This window comes from Aestuariivirga sp. (genome assembly GCF_047600585.1).
GTDB lineage: Bacteria > Pseudomonadota > Alphaproteobacteria > Rhizobiales > Aestuariivirgaceae > Aestuariivirga.
The window spans coordinates 2625589-2646026 of sequence record NZ_JASGKP010000001.1 but is presented as its reverse complement, the minus strand read 5'-3'; the positions used below and the strand labels follow the sequence as shown (position 1 = coordinate 2646026).

The following is a 20438-nucleotide window of genomic DNA, read 5'->3' as shown; positions in this document are numbered from 1 at the left end:
TGTAGGCATTCAGGCCTATTCAGTCCAGCGTCACGCGATAGCGGCTGATGGCGACGACCACGACGATGACCAGCATGAAGAGCATGACGGCGATCTCGTTGCCGATCTGGGGCAGGGTGGCACCCTTCAGCATGACGCCGCGGACGATGCGGATGAAGTGGGTGGCGGGCATCAGTTCGCCGATCACCTGTGCCCAGCCCGGCATGCCGCGGAAGGGGAAGGCGAAGCCCGACAACAGGATCGCCGGCATCAGGAAGAAGAAGGACATCTGCACCGCCTGCAACTGGTTGCGGGCGATGGTCGAGAAGGTGAAGCCGATTGCCAGGTTCACGGTGAGGAAGATCACCACGGCGCCGGTGAAGACGAGGGGCGAACCCACGAAGGGAACGCCGAACAGCACCTTCGCCGCAATCAGCACCACCAGCACCTGGGCGGTGCCGATCAGGACATAGGGCGCGATCTTGCCCGCCATCACTTCGATGGGGCGCACCGGCATGGCGAGAAGATTCTCCATGGTGCCGCGCTCGTATTCGCGGGTGACGGCAAGCGCCGTCATCATCACCATGGTCATGGTGAGGATGATGCCGAGTAGGCCGGGCACGATGTTGTAGCGGGTGATGCCTTCCGGATTGTAGCGGCGGTGCAGCCGCACATCGACGGCGGGTGTTCCCGCCTGGAAACGGCTGAAGGCGCCGGTCATCTCGCGGGCGAGCGTCTGGCTTACGGCTGCATTCACAGCGGAGAGTGCAGGCCCGATGGTGGCGGGGTCGGTGGCATCCGCCTCGATCAGCACGCTCGGCGTCTCGCCGCGCGCCACGTCGCGGGTGAGGTTGCGCGGAATGGTGAGGACGAACTGCACCTCGCCCGTCTGCAGCAGCGTGTTTGCGTCGGCCTCGGTTGCAGGCTCCTTCACGAAGGCGAAGTAGCCGGTGTTGCCGATGGCGCTGACGAGGGCGCGCGAGAGCGAGGATTGTTCATAGGAGATGATGGCGGCGGGCAGGCCCTTGGGATCGGTGTTGATGGCAAAACCGAAGAGAACAAGCTGCACGATGGGCATGACGAACATCATGGCGAAGGTCATGCGGTCGCGGCGGAGTTGCTGCGCCTCCTTCGTCATCATGGCCCAGAGCCTGCGGAGGAAGCCGCTCATGCCGCCACCGCATTGTCTGTGGCCTGCCCCATGAGATGGATGAAGACGTCCTCCAGCGTGGGCTCGGCCGCTTCGGCGCGAAGGCCTGCGTGCGCGGCGAGCACGCGGTTCACCGCCTCGCGGATCGCCGCATCATCGGGGCTGCACACATGAAGGGCGGTGCCGAAGGCGGCAGCCGCGGTGATCCCCGGCGCATCGCGGAGCAGGGGCGCCATGCGGTCGGCACCTGCCCCCGTCACCACCATGGCCTTGAGGCCGGAGTTGGCGATGATCTCGTCCGAGGTGCCGCGCGCCATCAGCTTGCCATAGGCGATGTAGGCGATCTCGTGACAGCGTTCGGCCTCGTCCATGTAATGGGTCGAGACGAGCACGGTGATGCCTTCCGCCGCGAGCGCGTGGATCTCATCCCAGAAGCTCCGCCGCGCCTTGGGGTCGACACCGGCGGTGGGCTCGTCGAGCAGCGGGATCTTGGGTTGGTGCATGACGCAGGCGGCGAGCGCCAGCCGCTGCTTCCAGCCGCCGGAGAGCGAGCCCGTCAGCTGGTTCTGCCGGCTTTCGAGGCCGAGGCGGGCGAGTGCATCGCCCACCTGCTGCGTGACGTTGGGCAGGCCGTAGACGCGGGCGACGAAGTCGAGGTTCTCGCGGATTGTCAGGTCTTCATAGAGGCCGAAGCGCTGGGTCATGTAGCCGGCCTGACGCTTGATGGAATCGCGGCCTGCAATGATGTCTTCGCCGAGGCAGGTGCCGGACCCTTCATCGGGCGTGAGCAGACCGCAGATCATGCGGAGCGTCGTCGTCTTGCCGGAGCCGTTGGGGCCAAGGAAGCCGCAGATACGCCCCGGCGCAATCTGGAGATCGACATGATCGACCACCGTGCGCTTGTTGAAGCGTTTGACGAGGCCGTGAACGTCAATGGCAAGCGCGGTCATGGCAGCGGCTCGATCTCGACGGGAAGGCCCGCCTGCAGATGCGGATCGGGAACCTGCGGCGTGGCTTCGACAAGGAAGACGAGTTTCGCCCGCGCCGATTCCGAATAGATGACGGGTGGGGTGTATTCCGGCGTCGCTGCCACACGGGTGATGAGGGCCGTGCCGCCCGCACAGCCATCGCAGTGATAGGTTACGCTGACACCCGCCGAGAGCTTGGCGCGTTCGCCTTCCGGCACATAGAAGCGCAAGGTCTCTTTGCCGGGTTGAAGGAGCGTGATCACCGGCTGTCCGGCGGAGACGACTTCACCCGGATCGAAGAAGACGTCATCGACGATGGCATCGCTTGCGGCGATCGCTTGGTAGTCCTTGAGCTTCTGCCGGGCCACGGCAAGTGCCGCTTCCGCTTCCGTCACGCGCGAGAGGGCGGCGGTGCGTTCGGCCTCGCGAGCAGGAAGCTGGGCGATCACCGCATTGGCATCGGCCTGCTTCACTTTCTCTTCGGCAACGGCAAGGGCGGCCTTGGCCTGATCGAACTTGTTCTCCGCGGCAACGCCGCGCTTCGCGAGATTGTTGGCGCGTGTGTAGTCAAGGCGGGCGAGATCGAGATTGGCTTCGGCCTCCGCCTTCTGCCGCGCGATGAGGGCAAGTTCCTCGGCGCGTTTGCCGGTATCGAGGTCGCGCGCGTTCGCCTTGGCGGTTTCGACCGCCGCGGCAAGCCGCGTGACGTCAGCCTGGGCCGCACTGTCGTCCAATTGGAAGAGAAGCGTGCCGGCCTTCACCGCGTCCCCCTTCTTCACGGCAATGCTGGTGATGCGGCCCGTGGCGGCGGGGCTGGCGTGCGAGGTCTCGCCCTCCACATAGCCGAGCCAGGCTTGCTGATCCGACCCTTGCGGCAGCCAGCGGTCGCGCAGCAGGAAGAGGGCCGCGGCAATGGCGACGACGAGGAAGGGAATGAGGCGTTTCATGGCCGGAGGCCTTTCAGGAAGATGTCGACGTGCTGGGTGATGAGGGCCCGCACATCCAGTTGCTCGGCACCGAGCGGCTCGAAGACCGAGCGCCACAGCGCACTCAACAGGAAGGGGCCCATGAGGGATTTGACGGCGTGGGCGGGATTGACGGCGCGGAACTCGCCCGTGGCGATGCCGCGCGCGATGAGCTTCTCCATCATCGGGATCGCCTGCAACACGACATTCTCGAGATAGAACTTGCCGATCTCCGGATGGGCCTGGCTTTCGGCGATGACGAGCTTGAGGATGAAGGGAAGTTCGGTGTCCTGTGCGCGGGCGGCCAGCGTGGTGGCGAAGTGCATGATGAGGGGCGAGACAGCGGTCTCCGCCTGGGCCATGGCCGAGGCCATGCTGATCTGGCCGCCCGTCGCTTGTGTCACCAGCGCCTTGAGCAGGGTCACCTTGTCCGGGAAGTAGAGGTAGAGTGCGCCCTTGCTGAGGCCGGCACGTTTGGCGATGTCCTCCATCCGGGCCTGTGAGAAGCCTTTCTTGGCAAACACCGACAAGGCAGCCGCAAGGATTTCCGCCGGACGGTCATCCGGGCGGCGCTGGCGCTTGGTTTTAGTTACTGACTGGTCAGTCATTAGCGTGGAATAGCCGGGCAGACGAACGCCGTCAAAGTCCAAACTGTCACACCGTCTGCGCGAACCTGCCCCGTTGCCCGCGTCCACCGCCATGTTACGGATATGCATGGGGATTCGGTGGGGAGGCCGGAATGTGGAGTAAGGTTTTTGCTGGGTGCCGCGCGGCGCTGCTGAGCGGGATCATGCTGACCGCAACCGGCCATGCGCGGGCCGAGGACACTTGGATGAGCGAGGTGATGACCTTCCGCATGGAGGGCGACCACATTCTCGCTGAAGGCACCTTTGCCCCCGATACCGCCGAGACCTTCCGCGCCTTCGTGGCTGCCAATGGCCCCGCCGAAGGTCCTTGGAACACCGCCCTCTTCATCCGCTCGCCCGGTGGCGCGCTGGTGGCGGGCGTCGAGATGGGGCGCTATCTCCGCGAGCGCGGAATTTCCGTTGTCGCCTTCGATCTTTGTGCCTCCGCCTGCACCTACATGATGATGGGCGGCCTCAACCGCGTGGTGACGCGCGAAGGCAAGTATGGCGTGCACCAGTTCTCATTCTCAGATGCCTCCGCCGATCCGGACAAGCCGGTCTTCACCGCGAAGGACGTGGAGACCCATCAGGCGATGGTGGGCGAACTCGCGGACTATGCCGACAGCATGGGCGTTGACCCGCGCGTGGTGGCGCTCGCCTCACGCACGCCGCCGGGCGATCTCACCATTCTCAGCCGCCAGCAGCTTGTGGATTTTCGCGTCGACAATGTGCCGACCGATGCGCCCGAGGGCCAGCCCAACGACAATGTGGTGATCCCCGGCCTTGCCCAGCAGCAAGCGAGTGCGGGCGAGAGCACTTCGATTTTCGAAAGCCTGCAGATCCTGCCGCACCGCATTTCCTCCACCATTGCGCTTGCGACCGCGCGCCGCCTTGTCATGGCGGAGACGCTGGACCTTGCCGGCATGGAAGAGGCGCTGGCCAACTCCTACGCCTTCAACGTGGAATACAACGGCCATGTTGTGATGAGCGGCGAGGATGTGGTGGCCGAGAAGCGCCGCATGGTCTCGGAGTGGGGCGTGCGCCGCCGCAGCATCGACGAGAACTCCCTCCGCGTGGAATGCGAGAAGGACGATCTCTACTGCACGGTCACCGGCGAATACGACTACGACCTCGGCGTGAGCGAAGGCGGCTTCATTTCCACCGCGCGCTGGCGCTTCACCATGGACGTGATGCTGCCGCTGGTGCTGCCGCGCGTCACCAGCGAGCGCATCAGCAAGGTGGAGTGATCAGAGTTTCGCCGCCCGTTCGATCTCCGCGATGTCGTACTTCGTCATCTTCATCATCGCGCCGAAGACGCGGGCCTTTACCAGCGGATCGTTGTTCATCAGCAATTCGAGGAAGCGCCGCGGAATGATCTGCCAGGAGAAACCCCACTTGTCCTTGAGCCAGCCGCAGGCCGAGGTCTGGCCGCCTTCCGAGAGGTGATCCCACAGCTTGTCGACCTCGTGCTGGTCATCGCAGAGCACCGCGAACGAAACGGATTCGTTGGGCCGGAAGGCGGGTCCGCCATTCATGCCGGTGAAGGCGTGTCCGGCGAGTTCGAACGACACTGTCATCACGCTGCCCACGGGGGCAGGGCCGCCCTCCGGATAGCGCTCGACCGTGAGGATGCGCGAATTGGGGAAGCCCCGCACATAATGCTGTGCCGCCTCTTCGGCATCGTCATTGAACCAGAGGAAGGGTGAAATCTTCTGGGAGAGCATCATGTCGGGAGTTCCTTGCTTCTGGGGTCAGACGCTGCGGCCATCGTAGCGGTGGGGGTGTAGGGCGCGCGGATCGACGCCCTCCAGCGTGTTGACGTTCACCATCACCATCTCGCTGCCGTCACGGCCCTTGCCCCGGGCAAAGCCCTGGATGCCGCAGGTCTTGCAGAAGAGATGATGAATGGCGTGCTTGTTGAAGAGGTATTCGGTGAGATTGTCCGCGCCGCGCAGGAGCTTGAAGTGATCGCCGCTTGCCGCCGACAGGACCGAGCCCAGCCTCTGGCAGCGCGAACAATTGCAGGTGATGGTCTGGTCGAGATCGAGATCGGCCTCGAAGGCGACGGCGCCGCACTGGCAGCTGCCGGAATAATGCTTGATGCTCATGGGCAGTCTCCTTGAGGCGGCGGTCTATGCCGAAGTCGCCGGCTGGGACGGAAGTTCCACGAACTGGGCCAGCTGCTTCATCGAGTCCTGCCAGCCGAGGTAGCACATCTCTTCCGGGATGATGTCGGGTATTCCCTGCTGCACGACCTTCACGTCCGTACCGCCCATCACCGGCTTGAAGGTGACCGTCACTTCGATGGCGCCGGCAAGATTGGGATCATCGAACTTGTCGGTGTAGCGCAGCTTCTCGTTGGGCACGATCTCGAGATATTCGCCGCCGAAACTGTTCGAATTGCCGGAGTCGAATTCGGTGAAGGACATGCGGAAGCCGCCACCCACCTTGGGTTCGATGCTGTGGACGGTGCAGGTGTAGCCCGCGGGCGCAATCCATTTCTCGAGACCCTTCGGATCGAGGAAGGCCTTAAAGACGCGCGCCGGCGGCGCCTTCAGAACCCGGTGCATGTTCACAGTATAAGGCATTGCACAAACTCCCATTTCATTCTTTCTGTTTTCGTGGCGCAGAGAGGCGAGACTCTCAGCGCTTCATGCTGAACAGCGAGAAGGCACCGCCCTGGGGATCGATGAGGCCGCAGGCAAAACCGCCGCCCGGCACTTCCATCGGCTCCATGATGGTCTTCGCGCCGCGCGCGGTTGCGCGCGTGACCGCGGCATCCATGGCATCGACGTTGATGTAGTAGTTCCAGTGCGGCGGGGAGGGGTCCTGCGGAGCCTTCGTCATCATGCCGCCGGTCTGGCCGGGGCCGGTCTGGAAGAGCTGGTAGGTGCCCATGGGTCCCATGTCCATTGCCTCGGTCTTGCTCCAGCCGAACAGCTTTTCATAGAACGCGAAGGCCTGCTGCCAGTTCCCCGACATGAGTTCGCGCCAGCCGAAGTGACCGGGGGTGCCATCGGGCACCGGCGTGGGCTGTTCGGTGGAATTGGGCTTGAAGGCGATGAAGGCGGCACCCGAGGGATCGGTGAGCACCGTGAAGCGGCCGACACCGGGAATGTCCTGCGGCGCCCTGAACACGCCGCCACCCAGTTCAGTGGCGCGCTTGGCATCGCGGTCCACGTCATCAGAATAGATGTAGCCGGTCCAGACGGGCGGCATCTGCATGTCGGGGGGCGTGGCCATGATGCCGCCGACCCCGATGCCGTTGGCAGAGAGCACGGTGTAGGGCGGTGCGCCGGGCATGCCGCTCTCCTGCATGGCCCAGCCCGCCACGTGGGCATAGAAGTCGGTCGACGCCTTCACGTCCGGCGTCATGAGATCGTACCAGATGAACTTCGACATGATAAACTCCGTGTACTGAGGGTTGGCGGGGGCAAATGGTCTAGGACTGGGGCGCCTGGCTCATATCCATGAAGAAGGGTTCCCAGCGGTGGCCGTCCGGATCGCTGATGGTGCGGTTGTACATGAAGCCCAGGTCCATGGCGGGCCGGGGCTCGGCGCCGCCCGCTGCAAGGGCCGCCGTTGCCGCTGCATCCACGGCTTCGCGGCTGTCGCGTTCGAGCGCGATCATGAGGCCGGTCTTGGTGTGGGCATCGGGAATGGGTGCGTTCGAGAAGCCTTTGAATTTCTCGTGGGTGAGCAGCATCACGTAATTCTCTTCGCTCACCACCATGCAGGCAGCGGTGTCGTCGCTGAACTGCAGGTTCTGGGTGAAGCCCAGTGCCTTGTAGAAGGCGATGGAGCGCGAGAGGTTGGTGACCGGCAGATTGACGAAGATCTTGGACATGGGTGTCAGTCCTCCTTGGCGTGGTGAAACAGGAGTTCGACGTAGCGCCGGAGGTGGAGAATGGAGTCCCGCGCGATCTCCATATCATTCTTCGCTTTGGCCAAAATGAAGGCACCCTGCAGCACGGCTTGCGTATGCAACGCCAGGCTTTCCGCGCTCCATGTTGCGCGCGGGGCGTGCCGTTCCTTCGCGGCGCGGATGATCTCCGCAATCGTCTCGGCATGTCCGGCGATCCCCGCAAGGCAGGCCTCGCGGATCATCGGATTGGTCTCGTAGGTTTCCTGCACCATGGTGCCGAGGAGGCAGGTGGCTTCGGGAAGGCTGCGGCCATCGAGAAGCTGGGCGCGGAAGTCGATGTAGGCGATGAGCTGGTCGAGCGGGTCTTCGTAGTCATGATAGGGCGCCGACGCGAAGAGGGTGCCCGTCATGGTTGACCAGTGCGCTGCTGCCGCCACCGCCAGGTCCTGCTTGCTCCTGAAGTGATGGAAGAAGGCGCCCTTGGTGACGCCCGCCTCGGAACAGAGATCATCGACCGCGGTCGCCTCGTAGCCGGAGGTCCGGATCAGCTTCAAAGCAGCGTTCAAAAGCCGGGATTTGGCATTGCCTGGTGACATGACCCGCAACATACCGACTGGTTGGTATGTCGTCAAGGCGAAATCGCGCTGTGGGCTTTTTCCTGCCGCTTGACTCCCCGCTCATCTTCGTGCAACCTTTTTTCGGGCGCCAAAATAAAACAACGAAACGCACGTCCACCTTCAATGTCCGGAATGACGACCGCCTTTGCTGGGCGGCTTTTGGCGTCCTGCGCCGGGTTGAGAAGGTACCAGGAGGATTTGAGAATGAAGCGCACTTTGATGACGATGATGGCTGGCGCCCTGATGATTGGCGTATCGGCTGTTGCGGCCAATGCCGGCACGGTTGCCGTGTCGTGGAAGACCTTCCAGGAAGAACGCTGGAAGACGGACGAAGCAGCCATCAAGGAAGTGGTGGAAGCTGCCGGCCACAAGTACATCTCGACCGACGCCCAGGGCTCGGCCCAGAAGCAGGCTGCCGACATTGAAGGCCTGATCGCCCAGAAGCCCGACGTGATTCTCGTCGTTGCCTTCGACTCCGACGCCATCCTTCCGTCGATTCAGAAGATCACCGAAGCCGGCATCAAGTCGATCGCCTATGACGTGCAGTTCGAAGACCCGAACGCCCTCTACATCACCTTCGACAACGTGGGCGTCGGCCGCCTGATGGCCAAGACCATGCTCGAGAAGGGCAAGTCGGAAGGCAACTTCGCCTTCATCAAGGGCGACAAGGGCGACCCGAACGCCACCTTCCTGTTCCAGGGCATCACCGAAGTGCTGAAGGATGGCCTCGACTCCGGCAAGATCAAGAACGTCTGCGAAACCTTCACGGACGGCTGGAAGCCCGACAACGCCCAGAAGAACATGGAACAGTGCCTGACCTCGCAGAACAACAAGGTTGACGCTGTGATCTCCGAAAACGACGGCATGGCCGGCGGCGTCGTTGCCGCCCTCGAAGCCCAGGGCATGGCCGGCTCGGTGCCGGTCACCGGCCAGGACGGCGACAAGGCCGCTCTGAACCGCGTTGCCAAGGGCACCCAGCTCGTGTCGATCTGGAAGGACAGCCGCGTCCTCGGCAAGAAGGCTGCTGAAGCCGCTGTCGCCATGATCGGCGGCACTGCCATGGACAAGCTGGAAGGCGTTGCCAAGTTCAACGGCGGCAAGAAGGGCGTCGAGATGAACTCGATCCTGATCCCGCCGAACCCGATCACCAAGGCCAACCTCGGTGACGTGATCTCGGCCAACTGGATCAGCAAGGACGAAGCTTGCGCCGGCGCCGCTGCCGACGTGGAAGCCTGCAAGTAATCTTGCACGGCACGCCGACTTGAAACATCATGGCCGCGTCATCCCCCCGGGGTGACGCGGTTTCCATAAGAAGAAGCGCCAAAGGGCGCCATGGCAACTCTTGGGAGGGGATAGAATGTCTGATCCGAACACGTCATCGGTGAATCCGGCCACCGTCAGCGAAGGTGCCGTCGCCCGCTTTTTCCGCGCCACCGAGATTGATACGCGCATGCTCGGCATGGTCGCGGCCATCATCATCGTCTGGTGCATCTTCGATATCTGGACTAGCTTCCGCATTCATGACGAAGGCCTGCTGGGCGGTCTCTTCCTGACGCCGCGCAACCTCTGGACCCTTCTCGTCCAGACCTCGCCCATCGCCATCATGGCCACAGGCATGGTGCTGATCATCATCATGCGCCAGATCGATCTGTCGGTAGGCGCCATGCTCACCCTGATCGCCACCGTATCCGCCGTTCTGCAGGTGCAGCACCTGGCGCCTGCGCTGGGTGTGGGCCACTGGTCCATCTGGATCATCGCCGTCGTCGTCGCCATCGCGGTCGGCGTGCTGGTAGGCGCCCTCAACGGCTATCTCACTGCCTATCTCGCGATCCCGTCCTTCGTGGTCACGCTGGGCGGCCTCATCGCCTATTCGAAGGGCATCGCCTTCTACATCTCCGAAGGCGTCACCATCGCGCCGCTCGATGCCACCTTCAAGCTCCTGGGCGGCAACGTCCCCTCCGCCTGGCTTGGACCGACGTGGAGCTGGGCCCTCGCCATCATCGCCTGCGTGCTGATCGTGCTCGCCATCCTGCGCAGCCGCCAGGAACGCAAGCGCGTGAAGTTCACGCTGCGCCCGGTCTGGGCCGAAGCGGTGCTCGTCGGCCTCGGCTTCATCGTGGTGCTGGGAGCGACCTATGTGGTCAATTCCTATCCCTGGCCGCCCAAGCTGATCGAGCAATATGCGCTCGCCCACAACATCACCATTCCGCCCGGCGTTGAAGACAAGGCCGGCAAGGCCGTCTGCATGGCGGGCGACAAGGTGGTGCGCTGCGTCGATGGCCTGATCTTCTACACGGGCTACGCCATCCCCGTGCTGATCACCCTGGCGGTGGGCCTGGCGATGACCTTCCTCGCCACCCGCACCCAGTTCGGCCGCTACGTCTATGCGATCGGCGGCAACCCGGAAGCCGCCGAACTGGCCGGCATCAACACCAAGGCCATGACGGTCAAGGTCTTCGCGCTCATGGGCCTGCTGGCGGCCATCTCGGCCATGGTGGCCTCGGCGCGCCTCGACGCCGCAACGGTGTCGCTGGGCGACCTCAACGAGCTCTACGTCATCGCCGCGGCGGTGATCGGCGGCACATCGCTGGCGGGCGGCATCGGCACCATCTACGGCGCCATGCTGGGCGCCCTGCTGATGCAGTCCATTTCATCAGGCATGCTGCTGCTCAACCTGCCGTCACCCTGGCAGAACATCGTCGTCGGCTCGTTCCTGGTGATCGCCGTCTTCGTCGACCAGATCTATCGCCGCCGCGTGAAGTAAGGAGAGGTTCATCATGGCAAAGACCACAAAGAAAGCCGCTCCCGCCCGCAAGGCCAGCCGCGCGGCAGGCAAGGCCGCCAAGGTCATGGAAGTGCATGACGCACCGGCCGCCGTCACGGGCGCGCAGCCCCACAAGAACCTGCGCGAGCGGGGCACGCCGCTGATCGAGATGCGCGACATCTCGATCGCCTTCGGTGGCATCAAGGCCGTCGATCACGCCACCGTCGATCTCTATCCGGGTGAAGTGGTGGGCCTTCTCGGCCACAACGGTGCGGGCAAGTCTACGCTCATCAAGGTGCTCTCGGGCGCCTACAAGCGTGACTCCGGCCAGATCTTCATCAACGGCCAGGAAGTGAACATCGACAACCCGCGCGATGCCAAGGGCCTCGGCATCGAGACGATCTACCAGACGCTCGCCCTTGCCGACAACGTTGACGCTGCCGCCAACCTTTACCTTGGCCGCGAGCTGAAGACGCCCTTCGGCACGCTGGACGACGTGGCCATGGAAGCGGAGTGCCGCAAGGTGATGCACCGCCTGAACCCGAACTTCCGCCGCTTCAAGGAGCCGGTATCGAAGCTCTCGGGTGGCCAGCGCCAGTCGGTGGCCATTGCGCGCGCCATCCACTTCAACGCCCGCATCCTCATCATGGACGAACCGACCGCGGCACTTGGCCCGGCGGAAACCGCCCAGGTGGGCGAACTCATCAAGCAGCTCAAGGCGGAAGGGATCGGCATCTTCCTGATCAGCCATGACCTGCATGACGTCTTCGACCTCGCCGACCGCGTGGCGGTGATGAAGAACGGCAAGGTGGTGGGCACCGCCCACACCTCCGACGTGACCCATGACGACGTGCTGGGCATGATCATCGCCGGCAAGTGCCCGCCCGGCGCCATTCCGGGCCCCGGCGCCATGCGCGAGGCTGCGTAACGCATCGTGCGAGCAAGTGGGCGCCACTTGTGAAGCAAAAGATGCGCACCAATCGAAAGGCCCGCTCCGGCGGGCCTTTTTTGTTTCAGAGGGATTGCGACGCCAGTGCCGCGTGGAAGGGCAGGTGGTGGGCGTAGTACATCGCGAAGTGCGGCGAACGCGAGACCAGCTCATCGAACTGGCGGCGGGTCTTCGCCACATCAGCATCGGTCCATGGCAGGATCGACCTGCTCGCCATCACGTCCTTGTGCCAGCCCGAGACCTGCTGCCAGTCCTTCGGCACATCTTCAGCGAAGGTGAGCGCCTGCGGCCGGTGGTCGAGCCCGACCGCCGCCCAATAGGCCTTCATCTGTCCTTCCGGATCGTTCTGCAGCTTCTCGCTCTGCACGATCACGGGTGCGCGGTCCGTGAGCCGCTTCAGCGCTTCCACATGCTTCGCTTGAGCTTCGAGCCCGATCTCGTCGAGACTGACGCCGGGATCGAGCTTGGCGTAGGAGACGATGGACGCCATGGGATCGCGGATCAGGAAGCTGTGGGTGATGCGGTCGAGGAATTCCGTGTCATCGAGGATGTGCGGCATCACGTAGTAGCTCATGTCCTTGAAGAAGACCGGCCGCGCTTGCGCCTTCTCAAGGATGGTGGCACGGATCTCGTCATAGGAGACGGGATGCTCAGCCTCTGCCTCGAAGTGCGGCATCACCTTGCGGGCCCGGTGGACATAGTAGTCGTACATGAAGGGCTCGTGCAGGCAATCGAGGTCGCCGCGCGAGCGCATGATGCGTTCGAAGGCCGTCGACATCGAACGCGGATGCGACCAGAGCGCGATGATCGGGTGCGCGCTCATGCGAGGCTTGAAAAGGCCTTGTCGAGGCCATCCGCCACCTGATCGACGTCGGCCATGGCAAGGCACATGGGCGGCACCATGCGCAGCACCGAGCGGTTGGGGCCGGACTTCGACAGGATGAGGCCCTGTGCGCGGCAATGCTCGAACACGGCTGCGGTCACGTCCGCATCCGGCTCCTTGGTCTTGCGGTCCTTGACCATTTCGATCGCCAGCATCAGGCCGCGGCCACGCACGTCGCCGATCGCCTTGTGCTTCTGCTGCAGGTCCTTGAGGCGGGCGAGGAGGGCGCCACCCACCGTCTTGGCATTGGCCTGCGTCTTCTCCTCGCGGATCACCTGCAGCACGGCGCGGCCCGCCGCACAGCTTGTGGGGTTTGCGCCATAGGTGTGGAACATGAACTTGTCGGCCATGACGTCGCCAATGGCCTTGCGGGCGACAACGGCGCCGAGCGGGAAGCCATTGCCGATGCCCTTTGCCATGACGACGATATCGGGCACCACGCCATCGGCCTCGAAGCCCCACATGTGGTCGCCGGTGCGGCCGAAGCCGGACTGTACCTCATCGGCGATGTAGAGGCCGCCCGCGGCACGCACGCGTTCGGCAGCGCCCGACATGTAGCCCGGAGGCATTTCGATGATGCCGCCATAGCCCTGCACACTTTCCACGAAGATTCCGGCCACCTTGCCTGTCGTCGCCGTGGCGATGACGTGTTCGATGTCATCGAGGTAGGGCTGCACGCCCGGGCCGAAGACACCGCGATACTGGTTGGGTTCGGCCACGAAGGCGACATTGCCGGGCATGCCGGGATGGCGGAAGGCGGCGATGCCGGTGAGGGATTGCGCCGCCGAGGTGGGCCCGTGATAGGCCGTGCGGAGGGCCAGAAGATCGAGATGGCCCGTGTAGGTGCGCGCCATCACCATGGCGAGGTCGATCGCCTCCGAGCCGGAGTTGGTGAAGTGCACCACCCACTCGTGTCCCTTGGGCATGGTGGCGGCCAGTTCCTCGGCGAAGTGTGCGGGCACGGGATGATAGAACATGGTGGTGCAATGGGTGAGCGTCTGCGCCTGTTCCATCGCCGCCTTCACCACCGTGGGATGGGCGTGGCCCACCGAGACGCAGACATTCATTCCGAGAAGGTCGGTGTACTTCTTGCCCTCGGAGTCCCAAAGGTACTGCATGGAGCCCTTGGCGAAAACGAGCGGCTCCTTGAAGGGCACGAACTTCTGCTGCGAGGCGGCGTAATAGCGTTTGCGCCGTTCTGCGGTTCCGGCCAGCGACCAATCGGTGTGGAGGGGGTGTCCGGTCATCGTATGCTCCTAGGCTTTCAGCCGTTCGTTTGCGGGATCGTAGGGCGGTGTTGCGAGAATGCGCGCAGGGCGCATCCTGCCCAGGATCTTCACACTCAAACCATCGCGCACCTGCGGCTCGCGCAAAAAGGCCAGTGCCAGCGTTTTTCCTGTCCTGTAGCCGTAGGCGCCCGAGGTGACGATGCCGACGGAACGTCCGTTGGCGAAGACCGCATGGGAGTAGAACGGGTCGGTATCGCCCCCCTCGATCTCGAGCAGCACCATTTCCCACGGCTTGTGTTTCGACAGCATGGCATCGCGGCCTACGAAGCTGCGGCCCTCCGCCTTCACGAAGGGTGCAAGGCCGGTTTCAAGCGGCGTGCGTTCGGTGGTGAGGTCGGAGCCCCAGCCGCGATAGCCCTTTTCGAGGCGCATGGAGTTCGCCGCATAGGCGCCATAGAATCCGACATGGAAGGGCTTACCCTCGCCTTCGAGGGACTCGAAGACGGAGACTGCATCCTCAGCCGCCATGTGAAGCTCCCAGCCAAGCTCGCCCACATAGGAGACACGCAGCGCCAGCACGGGCTTGCCTGCCACTTCGATCTCCTTGGCCGAAAGCCAGGGGAAAGTGGAATCAAGATGGGTCGACGTGAGGTGCGACAGAAGCTGGCGGGAGAGCGGCCCCATGACGCCGATCACGGCGCGCGCGCCGGTGACATTGGTGATGGTGACCGCGAAGCCCTGTGCTCGGGCGCGGAGGATGTCGAAATCCATTTCCTCGGCCGCCGCCGCGGAGGTGAGGTAGGCGTGTTCGGGCGTGATCACCGTGACGGTGAACTCGGAGGCAACGCCGCCTGCCGGCGTCAGCACATGGGTCAGGCCGATGCGGCCGGGCTTGGGCGCGCGGTTGGCGCCGAGCGCATCAAGGAAGGCAAGCGTATCCTTCCCCGTCACATCGAACTTCGAGAAGACCGAGAGATCGGCGAGCGCAACGCGGTTCGCAACCGCTTCGACCTCGTGCGCCACATGCTCAAACCAGTTGGCGCGGCGGAAGCTTTCATGCGCCACATCGCCCTGCCGGTTTGAGAACCAGTTGGGCCGTTCCGTGCCGTGGGCAAAGCCCATGACCGCACCTTGGCGCAGCATGTGATCGTGCAACGGCGAGAGGTTGATGTTGCGGCCGGCGGGGCGTTCCTCGAAGGGATAGTGCACGCCGAATTGCAGGCCGAAGCATTCGATGGCCTTCGCCACGCGATAGTCGCGGTCGGCCCAGGCGCCGAAGCGGCGCGGGTCCACGGCGAGGGCATCCATGGGTGGCGCGCCATGCACCATCCAGTGGGCGAGGAACTTGCCGGCACCGCCGCCTTCCATGACACCCATGGAAGAGCCGGTGAGCAGCCAGGCATTCTCCACACCATGGGCTGGGCCGATGAGCGGATTGGCATCGGGCGTGAAGGTGATGGGGCCGTTGATCACCGTCTTCACACCAGCGGAACCAAGGGCCGGGATGCGCGCCATGGCGGCTTCGATGATGTGTTCCACCCGTTCGAGATCGGGCGGCATGAGTTCTGCCCCGAAGGAGGGCGGCACGCCATCGACCGACCAAACCTGCGCGTTCTTCTCGTAGGGCCCGAGGATGAAGCCATCGCGCTCCTGGCGCACATACCAGCTCTCCTCCGGATCGCGAATGATGGGGAGTTCGGACTGTCCGGCGGTGATGCGGGCGGCGATGTCCGGCACCGTGTCGGTGACGAGATACTGGTGCAGCACCGGAACGGAGGGGACGTTGACGCCCATCATCCGGCCCACTTCGAAGCCCCAGGTTCCAGCGGCATTCACCACATGCCTACTGCGCAGCGTGCCCTTGGCCGTCTCAATGATCCAAAGGCCACCCTCGCGGCGGATCGACTGCACGGGATTGTAGCGCTGGATGGTGGCGCCATTCTTCACCGCAACCTGCGCCATGGCATTGGTGGCGAGTGACGGATCGACGTGCCCGTCATCAGGCTCATAGATGCCGCCGAGCAGGCCATCGAGCTTCGCCAGCGGGTGAAGCTGCGCAATCCGCTCCGGCGTGATCAGTTGCAGGTTGTAGCCGGTGAATTCCGAGAGGCCGACGACGTGTGCGAACTCGTCCATGCGATCGGGATTGCGGGTGATGCGCATGGCGCCGGACCGATGGAAGCCGCAGGATTGCCCGGTTTCCTGCGGGAGAATATCACGATAGAGCCTGACCGATGTGGCGCGCAGTTCCTGGATGGTGGCGTTGTGGGAGAAGTGGGTGCAGAGCCCCGCCGCATGCCAGGTGGAGCCGTGGGTGAGGTCGTTCTTCTCCACCAGCACGATGTCGCGCCAGCCGAGCTTGGCGAGATGATAGAGGAGCGACGTGCCCATCGCTCCGCCGCCGATGATGACAACCTGAACCTCGTTCACAGCTTCATCCTTTCACCTGCGGGATCATAGGGCGCTTTCGCCAGCGCCTTCGCAGGATAATCCCGGCCAGCCACGTGAATGATGAAGGCCCGCGCACAGGTCTGCGCCAATGCTTCGCCTTCCGCAATCCTCACGAGGCCGAGCGCCAGGGTTTGGCCGGTGCGCGCACCGCGTGCACCCGAGGTGGTCATGCCCACGACCACGCCGTTTTCGAGAATGGGTTCGTCGTGCAGCATGAGCGGATGCCCGCTGACATCGCACAGCACCATGCGGCGTTCGAGCCCCATGGAGCGCTGATGCAGGAGAGCGTTCCGTCCCCTGAAATCCTTCGACCAGTCGATGGTAAAGGAAAGTCCGGCCTCGAGCGGCGTGATGTCGGGGCCGAGGTCATGGCCCCAGTGGCGGTAGCCTTTCTCGATGCGGCAGGCGTCGAGGGCATAGTGGCCCATGGGCCTAGCACCCGCGGCGATGAGCGCATCGAACACAGCGCCCGCAGTAGCAACGGGGATCATCAGCTCCCAGCCCAATTCACCGACGAAGGAGAGCCGCGTGGCCAGGCATTGCTGCCCGGCGACGCTGACGGCACGTGCGGTGGAGAAGGGGAAGGCGGCCCAGTCGTCGCGCGATACGGCGCGCAGCACGTCGCGCGCGGCGCCGCCCATCACGCCGATGACGCAATGGTCCTCCGTCACGTCCGTGATCGTGGCTGAAAGCCCATGCGCGGCGCGGCGCAGGAAGGCCACATCCTTCTGCCGCGTGGCAGCACCGGAGACGACGCGGAAATGTGTGGCGCCGAGCCGCGTGACCGTAACATCGGCTTCGATGCCGCCGCGGTCGTTGAGTGCGAGGGTGTAGATGGCGCGGCCTGTCTCCACATCCATGTTGGCGGTAGCGCAGCGCTGCAGCAGCGCCAGCGCTTCCGCGCCCGTCACGTCGATCTTGGTGAAGGGCGAAAGATCGAGCAGCACCGCGCCATCGCGCATCGCCGCCGCTTCGCGCACCGCGATGCCGTACCAGGCCTGAGCACCCACGGAATAGGGGAGGTGGCGTTCGCTCTCGTCTTTCGCGTACCAGAGGCCGCGCTCCCATCCGGCCGTGAGGCCGAAGACCGCGCCCTGTTTTGCCCAGTGCTGGTGCAGCGCCGATGTGCGCAAGCCGCGCCCCGCCTTGGGCTGCTTGAAGGGCCAGTGCAGCGCAAAGAGATCGGAGACCGCTTCCTTCATGCGGGCTGCCATGTGTTGGGGTGAGGCAGTCTTCGGATCGACGCGGGCGATGTCGATGCCCCAGAGATCGGACGGCGCTTCGCCGGCGATCACCCAATCGGCCAGCACCTTGCCGATCCCCGCCGAACTCATGATGCCCACCGAGTTCATCCCGGCGGCGACAAAGAGCCCATCTACCTCCGGTGCCTGTCCGACCAAGGGCCGGGTATCGGCGGTGAAGCTCTCCGGGCCGTTCATGAAGCGCTGGATGCCGGTTTCGGCGAGCACCGGCACCAGCGCGAGCGCTGCCTCCATGAAAGGCGCGAACTGCTCCCAATCCTCCGGCAGTTCCAGGAAGGCGCGGTTGCCTTCGGGCCCCAGCGGGTTCCAGCACTTCGCATCGGGCTCGAAGCCGCCGATCACCAGACGGCCCGCGTCACCCTTCACATAGATGCCGGTGTCGAGGTCGCGCACCACAGGGAAGGGATTGGCGAGACCGGGAATGGGCTCGGTGACGATATACATGTGTTCGACCGGTTGCAGCGGAAGCGCCACGCCGATGTCATCCGCGAGATGTTTCGACCAGGCCCCGGCGCACAACACCACGCGCGACGCGGTGATGCGGCTGCCGTCCGCCAGTTCGACGCCCGTCACCTGTGTTCCTTCGCGCAGGATGCGCGTGACCTCGACGCCCTCGCGGATTACCACGCCACGCGTCTTCGCCGCGCGCGCATACACCATGCAGAGATCGACCGGATTGACGTTGGCATCTTCCGGCACCATCAGCGCACCGACATGCCCTGTAAGATCAAGCTGCGGCACATCTACCTTGTCCGTTGTCACAATCTCCGGCGTGAGGCCCATGTGGCGGCCCACCGCACAAATGCGCTGCAACTCGTCCATGCGTTCCGGCTTGCGCGCCAACCAATAGCCGCCGGTGTGGCGATAGCCCGTGCTCATGCCGGTTTCGGCCTCAAGCTGCGGGAAAAGGGTGAGCGCGTGCGAAGCGATCTGCGTCATGGCCGCCGTGGCGCGCAGGGGCCCCACGATTCCCGCCGCATGCCAGCTTGTTCCGGAGGTGAGCTGGTTGCGCTCCAACAGCAGCACATCCGCCTCGCCGCGGAGGGCGAGATGATAGGCCACGCTGAGGCCGACGGCGCCGCCGCCAATGATCACGATGTTCGGCATCAGAAGTAATTCATGTCCGGTTTCTCGGCCTTGCGGCGGGCGATGTAGTCGTGCAGGGCCTCGTCGATGGCGGGATCAAGCCCCGGGTCTTCATAGGCCTCGAGCTGCTTCTTCCACAGCGTGTTGGCGCGGGACGCCGCATCGCGCCCACCATCGGCGCTCCACTGCTCGAAGGAATTGTTGTCGGGGGTGAGCGGACGGAACAGGGCCGACATGAAGTTGGCGCGGGTGTGGTCGCTGCCGAGGAAATGCTGGCCGGGTCCGGTTGCCGCAATCGCCGCCATGGCCTGGGCATTTTCCGAAAGGTCGATGCCATCGAAGAAGCGCGCAACCTTGCCGCAAAGATCGGCATCGATGATCGTCTTCTCGAAGGAGGTGACGAGCCCGCCTTCCAGCCAGCCGGTGGCATGGTTGATGAGGTTGGCGCCCGCGAACATGGACATGAGCAGGCCCCATGTCGCCTCCTGCTGGCTCTGGGCATCGGGCAGCTTGGAGGAGGAGAGCGTGCCCACGGTGTGGAAGGGAAGGCCAAGGCGGCGCGCCAGTTGCCCGGCGGCGAGCACCATCAGCCCGGCCTCCGGCGTGCCGAAGGTGGGGGCACCCGATTGCATCGACATGGTGGAGGCGAAGCTGCCCATCAGGCAGGGCGCACCCGGCCTGACGAGTTGCACCAGCGCAAGGCAGGCGGTGGCCTCCGCAAGCACCTGCGCCAGCGTTCCGGCAACCGTGGTGGGGCTCATGGCGCCGGTAAGCACCCAGGGCGTGCAGGCCACGGGCTGGTTGGCGCGGGCATAGGTCTTGAGCGCGCCCGACATGTTGGCATCGAGCACGAGCGGCGCATTGGTGTTGGAGACGCAGTAGAGTACCTGGTTGTTCGCCACGAAGTCCGCACCGAAGAGGATGCGCGCCATGTCGATGGCATGGCCGGCGCGCTCCTCGCCGATGAAGGCCCCCATGAAGGCCCTGTCGGAATAGCGGATATGGGCATAGAGCATGTCGAGGTGGCGCTTGTTGGCGGGGAGATCGACAGGCTCGCAGACCACGCCGCCCGAGTGATGCAGCCACGGAATGGTGTGGTGCAGCTTCACCAGCGTCTTGAAATCCTCGTAGCTCGCATAGCGGCGGCCACGGTCGAGGTCATGCACGAAGGGCGGACCCCAGGAGGGACAGAGCACCGTGCCATCGCCGCCGATCTTCACCGTGTTGGCGGGGTTGCGGGCGTGTTGGACATAGTCTCGTGGTGCTGTCGCGGTGATGGTGCGGCGGCAGAAGCCGGGCTCAAAGCGAACCCGGTCGCCCTTCACGTCGCAGCCGGCCGCGCGGAAGATCGCGAGAATCTCCGGATCTCCGACAAAATCCATGCCGGTTTCCTTGAGGATCTGATCGGCATTGTGTTCGGTCAGCGAGAGGCCTTCCTCGCCCAGCACGTTGAAGGTGCCGAGCTTGCGCGTGATGTAGGGCGCGCGCGGCTGATCGGATTTCACCGGGCCGGATGCGGCACGCCTGCGCCGGGGACTGGAGTCGGTCGCCATGAAGGGCCTTGCGTTACGGGTGCGCGATGCTTTCCACGCGCCACCCTAAAACACAATTGACGGCGGCGACTATTAAGATTTCTAATGGTAT

The 20438-nt window shown here is 64.2% G+C and carries 19 protein-coding genes; 4 read left to right on the top strand and 15 right to left on the bottom strand.

The window, feature by feature from the left end; all coding sequences use genetic code 11:
* Positions 1-19 precede the first annotated feature (19 nt).
* The 4 genes from QM801_RS13135 to QM801_RS13120 are packed head-to-tail and all read right to left on the bottom strand — an operon-like array spanning position 20 to position 3670.
* Complete coding sequence (locus tag QM801_RS13135; protein ID WP_415019664.1) at positions 20-1150, bottom strand: ABC transporter permease; 1131 nt, start codon at positions 1148-1150, stop codon at positions 20-22.
* Complete coding sequence (locus QM801_RS13130) at positions 1147-2079, bottom strand: ATP-binding cassette domain-containing protein (RefSeq protein ID WP_415019663.1); 933 nt, start codon at positions 2077-2079, stop codon at positions 1147-1149. The genes QM801_RS13135 and QM801_RS13130 overlap by 4 nt, the downstream gene beginning before the upstream one ends.
* Positions 2076-3044, bottom strand: coding sequence for an HlyD family secretion protein (locus tag QM801_RS13125; RefSeq protein WP_415019662.1), 969 nt, complete (start codon positions 3042-3044; stop codon positions 2076-2078). The genes QM801_RS13130 and QM801_RS13125 overlap by 4 nt, the downstream gene beginning before the upstream one ends.
* A complete protein-coding gene (locus QM801_RS13120; RefSeq protein WP_415019661.1) occupies positions 3041-3670 on the bottom strand; it encodes a TetR family transcriptional regulator in 630 nt (209 codons plus the stop codon). The genes QM801_RS13125 and QM801_RS13120 overlap by 4 nt, the downstream gene beginning before the upstream one ends.
* 182 nt (positions 3671-3852) lie before the next feature.
* Here QM801_RS13120 and QM801_RS13115 point away from each other — a divergent pair, with 182 nt between their 5' ends.
* A complete protein-coding gene (locus tag QM801_RS13115; RefSeq protein ID WP_415019660.1) occupies positions 3853-4935 on the top strand; it encodes a hypothetical protein in 1083 nt (360 codons plus the stop codon).
* Here QM801_RS13115 and QM801_RS13110 read toward each other — a convergent pair whose 3' ends face one another.
* Genes QM801_RS13110 through QM801_RS13085 form a run of 6 tightly spaced genes read right to left on the bottom strand, consistent with a single transcriptional unit; the run spans position 4936 to position 8161 of the window.
* Positions 4936-5415, bottom strand: a complete 480-nt coding sequence (locus tag QM801_RS13110; RefSeq protein WP_415019659.1) for a VOC family protein — start codon at positions 5413-5415, stop codon at positions 4936-4938.
* A gap of 24 nt (positions 5416-5439) precedes the next feature.
* Entirely contained in the window at positions 5440-5796 is a 357-nt protein-coding gene (locus tag QM801_RS13105; protein WP_415019658.1) for a GFA family protein, read from the bottom strand.
* 24 nt (positions 5797-5820) lie between these two features.
* A complete protein-coding gene (locus QM801_RS13100) occupies positions 5821-6276 on the bottom strand; it encodes an SRPBCC family protein (protein ID WP_415019657.1) in 456 nt (151 codons plus the stop codon).
* 55 nt (positions 6277-6331) lie between these two features.
* The gene (locus tag QM801_RS13095; protein ID WP_415019656.1) at positions 6332-7090 is read right to left on the bottom strand and encodes a VOC family protein; all 759 of its coding nucleotides are present in this window, start codon (positions 7088-7090) and stop codon (positions 6332-6334) included.
* A 40-nt stretch (positions 7091-7130) separates the two neighbouring features.
* Entirely contained in the window at positions 7131-7535 is a 405-nt protein-coding gene (locus QM801_RS13090; RefSeq protein ID WP_415019655.1) for a VOC family protein, read from the bottom strand.
* A 5-nt stretch (positions 7536-7540) separates the two neighbouring features.
* Positions 7541-8161: a TetR/AcrR family transcriptional regulator gene (locus QM801_RS13085; RefSeq protein WP_415019654.1), complete on the bottom strand. Its 621-nt coding sequence runs from the start codon at positions 8159-8161 to the stop codon at positions 7541-7543.
* A gap of 213 nt (positions 8162-8374) precedes the next feature.
* Between QM801_RS13085 and QM801_RS13080 the strand changes: the two genes are divergently transcribed.
* The 3 genes from QM801_RS13080 to QM801_RS13070 all read left to right on the top strand — a co-directional run bounded on the left by QM801_RS13080 (position 8375) and on the right by QM801_RS13070 (position 11862).
* Complete coding sequence (locus QM801_RS13080; protein ID WP_415019653.1) at positions 8375-9412, top strand: substrate-binding domain-containing protein; 1038 nt, start codon at positions 8375-8377, stop codon at positions 9410-9412.
* A gap of 115 nt (positions 9413-9527) precedes the next feature.
* Positions 9528-10934, top strand: coding sequence for a sugar ABC transporter permease (locus tag QM801_RS13075; RefSeq protein WP_415019652.1), 1407 nt, complete (start codon positions 9528-9530; stop codon positions 10932-10934).
* A 169-nt stretch (positions 10935-11103) separates the two neighbouring features.
* Complete coding sequence (locus tag QM801_RS13070) at positions 11104-11862, top strand: ATP-binding cassette domain-containing protein (protein WP_415020926.1); 759 nt, start codon at positions 11104-11106, stop codon at positions 11860-11862.
* 85 nt (positions 11863-11947) lie between these two features.
* Here the strand turns inward: QM801_RS13070 and QM801_RS13065 are convergent, their stop codons facing one another.
* The 5 genes from QM801_RS13065 to QM801_RS13045 are packed head-to-tail and all read right to left on the bottom strand — an operon-like array spanning position 11948 to position 20347.
* Positions 11948-12706 (bottom strand): hypothetical protein, encoded by a 759-nt coding sequence (locus QM801_RS13065; RefSeq protein WP_415019651.1) that lies wholly within the window; start codon positions 12704-12706, stop codon positions 11948-11950.
* A complete protein-coding gene (locus QM801_RS13060; RefSeq protein ID WP_415019650.1) occupies positions 12703-14013 on the bottom strand; it encodes an aspartate aminotransferase family protein in 1311 nt (436 codons plus the stop codon). The genes QM801_RS13065 and QM801_RS13060 overlap by 4 nt, the downstream gene beginning before the upstream one ends.
* 9 nt (positions 14014-14022) lie before the next feature.
* Positions 14023-16425, bottom strand: a complete 2403-nt coding sequence (locus QM801_RS13055; protein ID WP_415019649.1) for a GcvT family protein — start codon at positions 16423-16425, stop codon at positions 14023-14025.
* Complete coding sequence (locus QM801_RS13050) at positions 16422-18815, bottom strand: GcvT family protein (protein ID WP_415019648.1); 2394 nt, start codon at positions 18813-18815, stop codon at positions 16422-16424. Before QM801_RS13050 ends, QM801_RS13055 begins: the two co-directional genes overlap by 4 nt.
* A complete protein-coding gene (locus tag QM801_RS13045; RefSeq protein WP_415019647.1) occupies positions 18815-20347 on the bottom strand; it encodes a trimethylamine methyltransferase family protein in 1533 nt (510 codons plus the stop codon). The genes QM801_RS13050 and QM801_RS13045 overlap by 1 nt, the downstream gene beginning before the upstream one ends.
* Between the last annotated feature and the right edge of the window lie 91 nt (positions 20348-20438).

Excerpts from the sequence above, each read along its gene's own strand:
- QM801_RS13110 (WP_415019659.1), bottom strand. The coding sequence starts at position 5,415 with ATGATGCTCTCCCAGAAGATTTCACCCTTCCTCTGGTTCAATGACGAT.
- QM801_RS13075 (WP_415019652.1), top strand. The coding sequence starts at position 9,528 with ATGTCTGATCCGAACACGTCATCGGTGAATCCGGCCACCGTCAGCGAA.
- QM801_RS13090 (WP_415019655.1), bottom strand. The coding sequence starts at position 7,535 with ATGTCCAAGATCTTCGTCAATCTGCCGGTCACCAACCTCTCGCGCTCC.
- QM801_RS13115 (WP_415019660.1), top strand. The coding sequence starts at position 3,853 with ATGCTGACCGCAACCGGCCATGCGCGGGCCGAGGACACTTGGATGAGC.
- QM801_RS13105 (WP_415019658.1), bottom strand. The coding sequence starts at position 5,796 with ATGAGCATCAAGCATTATTCCGGCAGCTGCCAGTGCGGCGCCGTCGCC.
- QM801_RS13060 (WP_415019650.1), bottom strand. The coding sequence starts at position 14,013 with ATGACCGGACACCCCCTCCACACCGATTGGTCGCTGGCCGGAACCGCA.
- QM801_RS13085 (WP_415019654.1), bottom strand. The coding sequence starts at position 8,161 with ATGTTGCGGGTCATGTCACCAGGCAATGCCAAATCCCGGCTTTTGAAC.
- QM801_RS13045 (WP_415019647.1), bottom strand. The coding sequence starts at position 20,347 with ATGGCGACCGACTCCAGTCCCCGGCGCAGGCGTGCCGCATCCGGCCCG.
- QM801_RS13100 (WP_415019657.1), bottom strand. The coding sequence starts at position 6,276 with ATGCCTTATACTGTGAACATGCACCGGGTTCTGAAGGCGCCGCCGGCG.
- QM801_RS13080 (WP_415019653.1), top strand. The coding sequence starts at position 8,375 with ATGAAGCGCACTTTGATGACGATGATGGCTGGCGCCCTGATGATTGGC.
- QM801_RS13135 (WP_415019664.1), bottom strand. The coding sequence starts at position 1,150 with ATGAGCGGCTTCCTCCGCAGGCTCTGGGCCATGATGACGAAGGAGGCG.
- QM801_RS13130 (WP_415019663.1), bottom strand. The coding sequence starts at position 2,079 with ATGACCGCGCTTGCCATTGACGTTCACGGCCTCGTCAAACGCTTCAAC.
- QM801_RS13095 (WP_415019656.1), bottom strand. The coding sequence starts at position 7,090 with ATGTCGAAGTTCATCTGGTACGATCTCATGACGCCGGACGTGAAGGCG.
- QM801_RS13120 (WP_415019661.1), bottom strand. The coding sequence starts at position 3,670 with ATGACTGACCAGTCAGTAACTAAAACCAAGCGCCAGCGCCGCCCGGAT.
- QM801_RS13070 (WP_415020926.1), top strand. The coding sequence starts at position 11,104 with ATGCGCGACATCTCGATCGCCTTCGGTGGCATCAAGGCCGTCGATCAC.
- QM801_RS13125 (WP_415019662.1), bottom strand. The coding sequence starts at position 3,044 with ATGAAACGCCTCATTCCCTTCCTCGTCGTCGCCATTGCCGCGGCCCTC.
- QM801_RS13065 (WP_415019651.1), bottom strand. The coding sequence starts at position 12,706 with ATGAGCGCGCACCCGATCATCGCGCTCTGGTCGCATCCGCGTTCGATG.
- QM801_RS13050 (WP_415019648.1), bottom strand. The coding sequence starts at position 18,815 with ATGCCGAACATCGTGATCATTGGCGGCGGCGCCGTCGGCCTCAGCGTG.